This window comes from Streptomyces sp. NPDC046805, assembly GCF_040645355.1.
Taxonomy (GTDB): Bacteria; Actinomycetota; Actinomycetes; order Streptomycetales; family Streptomycetaceae; genus Streptomyces.
Genome location: NZ_JBEYYC010000068.1, coordinates 1 through 11895, shown reverse-complemented (window position 1 = coordinate 11895; position 11895 = coordinate 1). Strand labels below are relative to the sequence as shown.

The 11895-nt window shown below is 69.8% G+C and carries 8 protein-coding genes and 2 pseudogenes; 8 read left to right on the top strand and 2 right to left on the bottom strand.

Features of this window, described 5'->3' with window-relative positions; genetic code table 11:
- Positions 1-589 precede the first annotated feature (589 nt).
- The 6 genes and pseudogenes from ABZ910_RS35760 to ABZ910_RS35735 all read left to right on the top strand — a co-directional run.
- The gene (locus tag ABZ910_RS35760; protein WP_361373526.1) at positions 590-841 is read left to right on the top strand and encodes a hypothetical protein; all 252 of its coding nucleotides are present in this window, start codon (positions 590-592) and stop codon (positions 839-841) included.
- 912 nt (positions 842-1753) lie between these two features.
- Complete coding sequence (locus ABZ910_RS35755; RefSeq protein ID WP_361373524.1) at positions 1754-2281, top strand: SMI1/KNR4 family protein; 528 nt, start codon at positions 1754-1756, stop codon at positions 2279-2281.
- 174 nt (positions 2282-2455) lie between these two features.
- The gene (locus tag ABZ910_RS35750) at positions 2456-3400 is read left to right on the top strand and encodes an RNA polymerase sigma-70 factor (RefSeq protein WP_361373522.1); all 945 of its coding nucleotides are present in this window, start codon (positions 2456-2458) and stop codon (positions 3398-3400) included.
- Between the two features lie 127 nt (positions 3401-3527).
- A complete protein-coding gene (locus ABZ910_RS35745; protein WP_361373520.1) occupies positions 3528-4751 on the top strand; it encodes an FAD-dependent oxidoreductase in 1224 nt (407 codons plus the stop codon).
- A gap of 173 nt (positions 4752-4924) precedes the next feature.
- Positions 4925-6331, top strand: coding sequence for a phosphatase PAP2 family protein (locus ABZ910_RS35740; protein WP_361373519.1), 1407 nt, complete (start codon positions 4925-4927; stop codon positions 6329-6331).
- A 130-nt stretch (positions 6332-6461) separates the two neighbouring features.
- Positions 6462-6893 (top strand): annotated as a pseudogene (locus tag ABZ910_RS35735) (TIGR03619 family F420-dependent LLM class oxidoreductase); the annotation flags it as partial.
- Between the two features lie 160 nt (positions 6894-7053).
- Here ABZ910_RS35735 and ABZ910_RS35730 read toward each other — a convergent pair.
- Positions 7054-8067, bottom strand: coding sequence for a LacI family DNA-binding transcriptional regulator (locus tag ABZ910_RS35730; protein ID WP_361373517.1), 1014 nt, complete (start codon positions 8065-8067; stop codon positions 7054-7056).
- A gap of 158 nt (positions 8068-8225) precedes the next feature.
- Here ABZ910_RS35730 and ABZ910_RS35725 point away from each other — a divergent pair, with 158 nt between their 5' ends.
- Both ABZ910_RS35725 and ABZ910_RS35720 read left to right on the top strand, forming a co-directional pair.
- A complete protein-coding gene (locus tag ABZ910_RS35725; protein WP_361373515.1) occupies positions 8226-10838 on the top strand; it encodes a PA14 domain-containing protein in 2613 nt (870 codons plus the stop codon).
- 88 nt (positions 10839-10926) lie between these two features.
- A complete protein-coding gene (locus ABZ910_RS35720; RefSeq protein WP_361373513.1) occupies positions 10927-11406 on the top strand; it encodes a GreA/GreB family elongation factor in 480 nt (159 codons plus the stop codon).
- A 104-nt stretch (positions 11407-11510) separates the two neighbouring features.
- On the opposite strand, the pseudogene ABZ910_RS35715 reads toward ABZ910_RS35720, so the two are convergent.
- Positions 11511-11895: pseudogene (locus ABZ910_RS35715) on the bottom strand (ATP-dependent Clp protease ATP-binding subunit); the annotation flags it as partial.

Here is an 11895-nt window from a genome sequence, read left to right as displayed (position 1 = left end):
AGGCCCGATAACTCAGACACGCGCGCAGACACCGAACCACCCCCTGGGACCACTACCCAGGAACCTACGCCCGAGGCCTAAAACAACGGCATTGGTTCTAAGCCCTGTTCGACGCTGTGGGCCGGTCTTGGGTCCGCGCTACCAGTCCACAAGTGCTCCGCGGGAGGCAGCGCCCTGCGGTGCCGAGGCCTGCGACGGCGGGCCGACCTTCAGGTGCTGTGCCTGTTCGCTGCTTCCCAGTCCGGTGAGGGCGACGTGCATAACTGTCGCTCGATCGGGAACTCCGCCTAGCTAGCCACACGTCAGAGGCCGATGTGGAGAAGGCCATCCTCCAGCGTCTCCGCTCGGCTACATGCAGGTGAAGGCGTCGGTGCAGTGCCGACCTGTGCGCGATCCCTCGTATGTGCGGGCGAAGTAGTGCCATCCAAGAGTGGGTTGATATGGCGGTTCTGGGGAGGTTACGAGTCGACTCCGAGGGGGCGTGGCGCGGTGGTCCCATCCCTCCGGCGGTCCTCATGGAGTTCGGGGATGGGGGAGTGCTGTGGGTCTAGCCGCCGAGCCGAACGATCCTCCGGCTAGGGGTGTTCAGGTGCGTATCGACGGCGAGATAGGCACCGTCGTTGCCACAGAGCCCACCGTTGAGGACACCGATCTTGTTGTCCGGCGCAGCGACGGCACGTTTTCCGACGTCGTGCTGAGCCACGCCGAGCTGCGCGCGGCAACAGACGCTGGCTCGTTGGAGCTACGGAAAGTGGCCGTTTTCTCTGTGGTTGCCGCGGCCGCGACGCTGCGGCGGTGGGCGGAGGCACTCAAGGGGCCGGTCTCTGGCCGGGGGGGCTGATACCCGACGAGTTCGCCCGCTGCGACGCGACGGCCGCCCTCGGGATCGAGGATGACGAGGCATGGCAGCGGGTCGAGGAAGCCCTTGTCCGCGCTCGCAGTCGGGACAAGGGCAGTGAACAGGCGTCCATCGAAGGGACCTTGACCGTGGTTGGACAGGCCACGGCTTCCGGACTGTCCATACTTCTGACCTGGGAGGAGCAATGAAGGTTGGCAACACGCTCACTCTTGAGCTGGCGCGCACCTATGTCGCCAAGCAGGGCTCCACGACCGCGGGCGTGAGAGACGCCGGCTTCGCCACCGAATGGAGGCTCGAGGTTTCCGGCCACCCGCAGTTGACCATTCACGACACGCAGTGGGACAGCGGCGCACGGGACGTAGTGCTTCAACAGCCCCCGCTCGTACCCGAGATGCCAGCGGCATTGGCTAACCTGCACGGTCGACACCGCGCTGGGATCACCGAGGTCCTCCCGGGGCTACGGCGGATCACGGCCTTTCTCTCACTGCCGCAGCCGGACGGGCGGCCGAAGCAGAAGCGCGCCCTAACCACGGCTCAGTTGGCGGAGGGCTGTGGGAAGGCACTCCTGCGAGAACTTGTGGCGCGCCCAGGTGTTTCGCTTGATCCCGCCTTCGACCTTGCCAAGCCGCAGGACACGGTTGCTGCGACGGATCGCCTCGGACTGGGCCGCATCAGATGTCTTCGCCTCGCCGTCGGACCCGACCCGCACGGCCTTGCCGAATTCCTCGACCGGGCAACCGACTTGGCGCGCTGCGCGTGTGAGCGAGGGCAGCGGCTCTACTGCTGGACCTGTATCTGGCCGGGGGCTCCACCGGCTCACCTGGCGGTCGGCTTCGCGGGCTACCCGGGCTACCCGAGCCATGGAGCGGCATCCGTGGTCGCTAGCCTGTCCGCGTGGGCTCTACCGATGATCGACAGTTCCCTGCCGCGCTCGCTGCCGCCCTGGCGCTCCCGTTCGAGTACCGAGGTGGCAAGGGCGTGGACTTCGAGCCTTTTTCGGCGTTCCTCTCGGCCGAGGACACCACCGACTGGTTTCGGGCTTGGACCGGCAACGCGGAGCTGAACGGCGACGACTTCCGTGTGTTCGGTCAGAACGGCTCGGGTGGATATGCCGCCTTCTGGCTGGTCCGCCCACGCCGGCCGCTCGTCGAGCAGCCTGTGGTCTTCCTCGGATCAGAGGGCGAGACCGGTGTCGTCGCACGCGACCTCGGTGCTTTCCTCTGGCTGCTGGCCGGCGGCTACGGCCCTTGGGAAGCCATCACTTCGTACGAGCCTGACTGGGCCCCGCGCCCCAACCCGGAACTGGTGACCGTCGCCGAACGATGCGCGGCCGACAGCCAGCAGGCGGCAGCCGACGTCATCGAGCACGCGACCCGGGAGTTCCCCGACTTCGACGACACCATGATGGCGCTCTGCGACTGACGGGCTCGGCGGGCATTGGGGTACGGGCCCGTGTCCGGGTCTGGGCAACAACCAACTCCCGCTTCAGCGACCTGAGATGACGTCGCCGTAGCCGAGAGCTCCCGCTGACGCCGGCCACTCGCGAGACCGCAAAGGCTGCTGCCCACGCCATCCCCGCGGGCTAGGATCCGGGCCATGGCCATGACCATGGACGGGGTGCACCGGTTCGAGGCGTCGCGAGCTCGGCTGGAGGCCATCGCCTACCGGCTCCTCGGGTCCGCGAGCGAGGCCGAGGACGCCGTGCAGGAGACGTACCTGCGCTGGCAGGCCGCCGACGCGGACCGGATCAAGGTCCCCGAGGCATGGCTGACGAAGGTGCTCACCAATCTGTGTCTCAACCAACTCACCTCCGCCCGCGCGCGGCGTGAGACCTACGTGGGCCAGTGGCTGCCCGAACCGCTGCTTGCCGGGGACCCCATGCTCGGCCCGGCGGACACCGCCGAGCAGCGCGAGTCGGTCTCGTACGCCGTCCTCACACTGCTGGAGCGCCTCTCGCCGGGCGAGCGGGCGGTGTACGTGCTGCGGGAAGCCTTCGACTACCCGCACCGGGAGATCGCGGAGATCCTCGACATCAGCGAGGCCGCCTGCCAGCAGATCTACCACCGCGCCAAGAAGCACGTGGCGGACGGCAAGGCCCGTACCCAGATCGACGAGGCCGCCGCCCGGCGGATCGTCGACGAGTTCCTCGCGGCCGCCACCAGTGGCCGGACCGAGCCGCTCGTGCGGCTGCTCACCCAGGACGCCGTCGCGATCGGCGACGGCGGCGGAAAGGTCCCGGCCCGCGCCAAGGCCTTCGAAGGCGCCCTCGCTGTCGCGACGTTCATGCGGGGGCTGTTCAAGGCCGGCAAGGCCAAGCGCGACCTGGTCGGCGGTTCGCCCGAGGTCCACGTCACGACCGCCAACGGCGAACCCGCCGTCGTGGCGGTCGTCGACGGCGTGGTCATCGGCGTCATGTGCCTGGAGATCACCGCCGACGGCATCGCCGCGTTCCGCAACCAGGTCAACCCCGACAAGCTCGAACGCGTGAACCGGCGCTGGGCGGCCACCGACCACGGCGAACCCCTGTTCCACGCCTTCTGACCCAGAAGTCCCCTACCCCGGTATGCAGTTGGTGTGAGGCGCTTCACATCCGCTTCCTGTCAGGAAACAGCGGCGTGCCCGGTTCAAGGGGCGAAACCGCTGGAGAGCGTGAAGACAGGAGCAGGACATGCAGCACCGTATCGTCGTCCTCGGAGCCGGATACGCCGGAGCGGTCGCCGCCGGGCGGCTCGCCAGGCGGCTGCACCGCGACGAGGTCGCCATCACCCTCGTCAACACCGAGGCCGACTTCGTCGAGCGCGTCCGGATGCACCAGCTCGCGGTCGGCCAGGAACTCCAACCGCGGCCGTTCGGCGAGATGTTCGCGGGCACCGGCGTCGAACTGAAGCTCGCCGAGGTCACCGCCGTGGACGTCGACCGCAAGACGGTCACCGTCCTCGACGCCTACGGCACCGAGGAAGCGCTGGAGTACGACACCCTCGTGTACGCCCTCGGCAGCCGTTGGAACGATCAGGCCGTCCCTGGCACCGCCGAGCATGCCGACCAGATCGCCAGTCGCCCCGGTGCCCTGCGCCTGCGCGAGCGCCTGGCCCGCCTGGACGGCGGACAGCCCGTGCTCGTGGTCGGCGGCGGCCTCACCGGTCTGGAGGCCGCGACCGAGATCGCCGAGGCCCGCCCGGACCTCGACGTCGCCCTGGCCGCCCGCGGCGAACTCGGCGACTGGCTCTCGCCCAAGGGCCGCCGGCACCTGCGGAAGGTCTTCGACCGGCTCGGCATCACCGTGCACGAGCACGCCGATGTCACCGCGGTCGGCGCCGACCACGTCACCACCGCGGACGGCACGGCCGTCCCGGCCGCGATCACCGTGTGGACCACCGGCTTCGCCGTCCGCCCGATCGCGCGGGCGACCACCCTGGACGTCACCGACACCGGCCGGATCGTCGTCGACCGGAGCATGCGCTCGGTCTCCCACCCGGACGTGTACGCCATCGGCGACGCGGCCCTCGCCATGGGCCCGGGCGACGAGCCGCTGCGGATGTCGTGCGCCACGGGCACCCCCATGGCCTGGCAGGCCGCCGACGCCATCGCGGCCCGCCTGACCGGCGGCAACGTCCCGAGGACGCTGATGCGTTACTTCAACCAGTGCATCTCGCTGGGGCGCCGGGAAGGGCTCATCCAGTACGTCACCGCCGACGACCGCGCCGTACGGGCGGTCCTGACCGGACGGTTCGCCGCCGGCTACAAGGAGTTGGTCTGCAAGGGCGCCGCCTGGGGTGTCGCCAACCCGCTGCTCGGCCTGCCGTCCCGGCGCCGCCACCTCGTACGGGAACTTGCCGGAGCCGCAGCCGGCCGGGACAGGAGCGGTGCTGAGGGCGTCCGCGTGTCTCCGTGACGGTTCGCTGCGGTTGCGGGGACACCCGGACACCCGGACACCCGGACGAAAGCCGGTCGGTGATCTTTCCGTCCCCCCGCGTCGGAAGTACCGTCAGGTTGCTCCTCAGCAGATCTGCCCCACCCTGCTGTGCCCTGTGACCGAACGCGAGAACCGACCGAGAAGTGGGACATATGCAACCGCAGTTCCGTGCGCGAATACCTTGCAGAACTGCGGTCTCCGCGTGGCGTCGACCACGGGCGAGACCCTGGGCCGTAGCGGGTGTCGTGGCTCTCGGTTTCCTCATCGCGCTGGAGATCGCCGCACGTCGTTACGGCCTGCCCGGGCCGATCACCAACCAGGTGCGCGAGGTGGTCTTCGCCCCCAAGTCTGGTGGCCTGCTGTACGCGTCCATGGCGTTGATGTCGGTGGTGCTCACCTGGCGGCAGCGGTTCATCTCCTTCGCTGCCGCCATCGGTATCGACGCCGTCATCTTCACGGTCCGGTGGGCGACCGACTACCGGGTGACCGACGGGCACCCCTTCGGCAACGGCGCGCTGTTGGTGACACTGTGGTGGGCCGTCATCGCCGTCACCCGCCGCACCGGCCCGGAACGTGTCCTGCTGCTTAAGGGCGTCGGGCTGGGCCTGCTGCTGATGGCCGGCCGTAAGACCGGCGACATCTGGTTGCTCATCACCGCGAAGACCCGGCCGACGGTGCTCGACCAGTACGTGGCGACCGCCGATCACGCGCTGGGCGACCCGTCGTGGCTGGTGGGCCGGATCGTCACGGCCACCGGCCCCATCGGCTTCAATTTCCTCGACTTCGTCTACGGCCAGCTCCCGGTGGCCGCGGTCGTCGTCGCGTTGTATCAACTGCGTGGCGTGGCCCGCGAACGCTACTTCCCGCGCCACTACCTGGTGCGCACGTTTCTGGTGATCGGCCTCCTCGGCCCGGCCGTCTACATGCTCTTCCCGGTGGTCGGACCGGTCTTCGCCTACGGCACCGGCACCGCTCACTGGGCGGCGATCCGCCTGTGGCCACCGGACGTCACCTCCAACGGCGACTGGGCGGTGGCCGACCTGTGGCCGCGGACGATGCCGCCGGTCACCACCCCGCACTCCATGCCGTTCGACGCGATCACCCCACGGAACTGCATGCCCAGCCTGCACACGGCGTGGGCTGTCGCGATCTTCGTCCATTCCCGGACCGGACCCCGGATCCTGCGTATCGCGGGCACGTTCTGGCTGGTCGCCACGCTCTGCGCGACGCTGGGATTCGGCTACCACTACGGCGCGGATCTCATCGCCGGCGTGGTCTTCACGCTCACGATCGAGGCGGCGCTGCGCTCGTACGACCGCGGCTGGGACCGATCAGGGATCCAGCTGGTCGCCCACGGCACGGCGGTCTTCGTCGCGCTCCTGGTGTCCTATCGCTGGATGCCGCTGGAGATGGCCAGGCATCCATGGGTGTCCGGCCCCCTCCTCGTCCTGGCCATGGCCTCGGTGATCCACAACTATGTACGGGCCACCACCCGGTGGGAACGGGGGGCCGCATCGGCGCGGCAACCGAAGCCGCAACCGCAACCCGAGCCGGCCTGAGTCACATTGCACCGGTCTCGCGCGGTCTCGTGGTGGCGTGGCACGCCGCGTGCGGAGGTGACGCGGCGCGCCCGCGCTTCGCGCCCGCGCTTCGCGCCCGCGCTTCGCGCTGGCCCAGCATCATCCGATCGTGGTCGCCAAGCAGGCCGCCACACTCGACGTGCTCTCGGCCGGGCGGTTCACCCTCGGTGTCGGGGTCGGCTGGTCGGCCGAGGAGTTCGCGGCGCTCGGCATCCCCTTCGCCGGGCGCGGGCGGCGGACCGAGGAGTACCTCGCCGCGATGCGCACCCTCTGGGCCGAGGACCCGGCCTCCTTCGCCGGGGAGGTCACCCGCTTCGACGCGATCCGGGTCAACCCGAAGCCGTTGCGCGGCGGCCGGCTCCCGGTCGTGGTCGGCGGCAACAGCGACGCCGCCCTGCGCCGCGCGGTCAGGGTCGCCGACGGCTGGTACGGCTTCAACGTGGCGGCGTCCGAGGTCCGCTCGCGCGTCGCCGTCCTCGCCGACGAGTGCGCTCGCCACGGTCGGGCCTTCGACGAACTCACGATTGCCGTCGCGCTGAGCGACGGCACACCGGAGCACCTGCCCGCCCTCGCCGCAGCGGGCATCGCGGAACTCGTGGTCGTCGGCGCACCCCCGCCCGCTCCCGACGCGGCAGCCACCGGAGCGCGGCCCACTATGAGCTTCCTGCACCGCCGACGGCGATGCCGCCGTCGAAGGGCCGTCAATGTCGCCCCAGCGTGCTCTCCCGCTCCATCAGCCGGTAATCCGCGGTCAGTTCGCGTCCCTCGCTGTCCTGGCGGCCGGACAGGCTGTGTAGCAGGGAGGTCACCGCGAGGCGTGCGATCGCTTGTTTGTCCGGGGAGATCGTGGTGAGGGACACGGCTCCGAAGCGGCCCTCGGCGATGTCGTCGAAGCCGACCACGGCCACGTCCCACGGCACCCTGAGGCCGCGTTCGTGCAGCACGCGCAGGGCGCCGATCGCGATCAGGTCGTTGTAGGCGAAGACCGCGTCGGGACGTACGCCCGCGTCCAGCAGCCGGGCCATGGCCTGTGCCCCGTGGTGGCGGTCCCAGCCGCCGACCGGCACGATCAGGTCGTCCGGGGCCGGGAGGCCGGCCGCCGTCAACTCCGTTCGCCAGCCGTCCAGTCGGAGGTGGGCGGGACGGTTGGCGGAGTCCGTACGGGCGCCGAGATAGGCGATCCGGGTCCGGCCGCGGTCGAGCAGATGGCGTACCGCCGTGCGTGCCGCGGCGACGTTGTCGATCGCGATGTGGTCGAAGGGCAGGTCGTACTCGCGCTCGCCGAGCAGCACCAGCGGCACGTCGTCGGCCCGGCCGCGCAGGTCATCGTCCTCCAGCTCCAGCGGGCTGAGGATCAGGCCGTCGATCACCCGGGCCCGGAACCCCTGGCTGACCAGCAGCTCCTGCTCGCGGTCGCCGCGCGTGTGGTCGAGCAGGACCGTGAAGTCGTGCTCGGCGGCCGCGTCGACGACGGCGCCGGCGAGCTCGGCGAAGTACGGGTTGCCGAGCTCGGGAACCGCGAGCGCGATGATCCCCGTACGACCCTTGCGCAGATGCCGTGCGGTGAGGTTCGGCCGGTAGCCGAGCTCGTCGATGGCCTGCTGCACCCGGGCCCGCAGCGCGGGCGTGACATGCGGATAGTTGTTCACGACGTTGGAAACGGTCTTGATCGAGACGCCGGTCCGTTCGGCCACGTCCTTCAGGCTCACCCGCAAGGGATCTCCTCGACAGGGAAGGGCGCACCGGGGTTGGCGCCTTTGTCATGGACCTGGACAGCGGTGGAGAGCCGTGCTCTCATGCCAACTGCCGCCGTTTCCAACGTTGTACAGACTGAAGCACTGAGCCGCCACCCTTCCTCACCCAAGGAGGATTCGTGCGCATCAGACCGTTCCGACAGTTAAGGGACCTCCTCGCCCTGCTGTGCGTGGCCGTGCTGGGGACCGCGGGACTGGTCGCGGCACCCGCCGCGACGGCCGCGGCCGATCCCCCTGTCGTCCACGGCCTCAAGGGCGAGTACTACACCCAGTCCGCCCCCGGCGCCTTCGACTTCCACGAGCTCAAGGCCACCGGCTTCGACCCGCAGCTCGACTTCGACTCCCTGGAGTCCCGCCTGAGTTCGGCCACCGGACAGTCGGACGACGTCAGTGTCCGCTGGACCGGCCGCATCGTGCCGGAGAAGACGGGGCCCACCACCTTCTCGATCATCGGCGACAACGGCTTCCGCCTCTGGGTCGGGGGCAAGCTCGTCATCGACCACTGGGTCGACGACTGGGACCGCGAACAGACCGCCGAACCCCTGCAGTTGACCGCCGGGACCGCCTACGACATCAAGGTCGAGTACTTCGAGCACTATGGAGGCTCCAACCTCCACCTGCGCTGGACGCCGCCCGGCGGCACCAAGACCGCGGTCCCGCAGTCGGCCTTCCTCCTGCCCGAGGGCTACGACTACGACGGCGCCATCGCCACCACCGTCCTGACGGACGGCCGTACGCTCCGGCTCGACTTCGCCCAGGCGCTCGCCACGCCCCCGGCCGGTCTCGCCGACCATCTGGACGCCGTGATCGGCGGCGCCACCTGGCCGCTCGGCCGGGCGCGCTCGAACCCGGCCGACCCCAGATCGCTGCTGGTCGCGCTCAAGGAGCCCGTCGTCGGCAACAAGTCCGGCACCGCCCGCGGCACCGCCGACGTCCGCTACGACGGAGCGGGCGGCCTCACCGACGCGGACGGCAACGTTGTCAAGCCCTTCTGGAGCAGCGGCGCCAACCACTCGACCCATGAACTGCGCACCCGGTGGGCCGATGACGTCACCCCGGCCAACGCCCACCGCGAGTACCCGCGCCCCCAACTCACCCGGGACGACTGGCAGAACCTCAACGGCACCTGGCAGTTCGCCGCGGCCCGGGCGGGGGAGCAGCCGCCGGTGGGCCGGAACCTCGGCGAGAGGATCCTCGTCCCGTATCCCGTCGAGTCCCAGCTCTCGGGTATCGAGCGGCACGAGGACCGCATGTGGTATCGGCGCACGTTCACGGTGCCCGCAGACTGGAAGATCGGCTCCGGCCGGCGCCTCCAGTTGAACTTCGGCGCGGTCGACTGGCGCGCCGAGGTGTACGTCAACGGCACCAGGGTCGCCGAACACCAGGGCGGCTACGACAAGTTCAGCGCCGACATCACCGACGCGCTGAAGCCCGGCCGCACCCAGGAGCTGATCGTCGGCGTCCACGACCCGACGGACGCAGCGAACGGCGAGAACCCGCCGCTCGGCAAGCAGCGCCTCGACCCCAGCGGCATCTGGTACACCCCGACCTCCGGCATCTGGCAGACCGTCTGGATGGAGCCCGTCGCCGCCGACCACGTCGACTCGCTGAAGCTCACCCCCGACGTGGCCGCGGGCACTCTGACCGTCGAGCCGCGGGGCGTACGCGACGGCCTGCCGGTCAGTGCGAGCGCGTACGACGGAAAACGGCTCGTCGCAACCGCCACCGGACGCAGCGGCAGCCCGCTCACCCTGAAGATCCCCGACGCGCATCTGTGGTCGCCGGGCGATCCGTTCCTGTACTACCTGAAGGTGAACGTCGGCGCCGACCGGGTCGGCAGCTACTTCGGCATGCGGTCCATCGCCGTCGAGAAGGTGAACGGCACCCCGCGCACCGTCCTCAACGGCACCCCGGTGTTCATGATGGCCACGCTCGACCAGGGCTTCTGGCCCGACGGGCTGTACACCGCGCCGAGCGACGAGGCCCTGGCGTACGACCTGAAGATGCACAAGGCGATGGGCTTCAACGCGGTCCGCAAGCACATCAAGGTCGAACCCGACCGCTGGTTCTACTGGGCCGACCGGCTCGGCCTGCTCGTCTGGCAGGACATGCCGGCCATGACGGCGGGCGTGAACCCGAGCACCGCCGCCCGCGCCGAGTACGAACGCGAGATGAAGCGGATGATCGACGAGCACATCAGCAGCCCGTCGGTCGTCATGTGGGTCACCTTCAACGAGGGATGGGGCCAGTACGACATGGCGCGCATCGCCGACCAGGCCAAGGCTTGGGACCCGACCCGGCTGGTCAACAGCATGTCCGGCCTCAACCTCGGCGGGGACGGCGGCACCGGCGACATCATGGACGAGCACGGCTACCCCAGCCCCGCCCTGCCACCGCACCCGGACGGCAGACGGGCCCTGGTCAGCGGCGAGTACGGCGGCCTCGGGCTGGCCGTACCCGGACACGCCTGGTCGGTGCAGCAGTCGTACGTCGACGTGGACCCGGCGAGGTACACCGACGACTACCTCGCGAAGCTCGCCGTGGTGCACGCCCTGGCCTGCAAGGGCGGCAACGGCGCGGTGTACACCCAGATCACGGACGTCGAGGGTGAGCTCAACGGGCTGCTCACGTACGATCGCAAGGTCGTCAAGCCCGATGTGGGACGGCTCAAGGCGGCCCACACCCGGCTGATCGAGGACGCGTCACGGGCGACGCCGGCGGGCTGCCCCTGACGTCGGCGAGGCCTGGTCGGCCGGGTCTCCCTGTTATGGTGATGATTCATCACTTATGTGTGTTTCTGCCTTGACGACGGGAGCAGCAATGACCGGTGAGCCCGGACCGATCGGTCCCGACGCCCGGCGGGCGCTCGAGCGGGAACTTGCCGACCTGCGCGCCGAACGCGCCACGGTCGCCTCGACCCTGCAGGACGCCGACGAGCCCGGCACCAGAGCCGACCAGGCCGACGAACTGGAGCGCGCCACCGAGGTCGCCCGTCTCGACCAGCGCATCTCCGAGATCACCGTGCGCCTTCAGGGTGCCGACCTCGTGGGCCCGCCCAGCACCGACGTCGTCGGCGTCGGCAGCACCGTGACCGTACGGTTCGCGGACGACACTGTCGACACCTTTGAGATCGGTGAGCTGGCCGTGGCGTCGGACCAGAAACTGATCACCGCCGACAGCCCGTTCGGCCAGGCCCTTCTCGGCCACCGTGTCGGGGACACCGTCAGCTACAGCACGCCCGACGGACAGGTGGCGGCCGTGGTGATGTCCCTCGGGGACGCGCGCGGCAAGGGCGCCTGAGGGCGACACGTCGTACGGCTCGCACGAGTCACACGGCTCTGGCGAACGCGCGGCTCCCGGTCCTCAACTGAGGGCCGGGAGCCGCGTGTTGTGTCGTGCCGACGTCAGGTGGTGGCGTCGTCGTTCGACTTGGCCGTCTTGCGGGGCTTCTTCTTGTCGTCCGTCGCCTTCTTCGACTTGGCGCCGCCCTTCTCCGCCTCGCCCTGGGCCTTCTTCTCGTGGGTGCCCTTGCCGCTGACCCCGACGTGGATGTCGCCCTCGCGGACGTCGGCGATGACGGTGTCTCCTGGTTCGGCGTCGCCGCTCAGGAGGAGGGAGGCGATGCGGTTGTCGAGTTCGGTCTGGATGGTGCGACGCAGCGGGCGGGCGCCGAACTCGGGTTGATAGCCCTGTTCGATGAGGAGTTTCTTGGCCGGTTCGGTGACTTCGAGGTCGAGGCCCTGGGCCTTGAGGCGTGTCGTGGTCTTGGCGAGGAGGAGGTCGAGGATC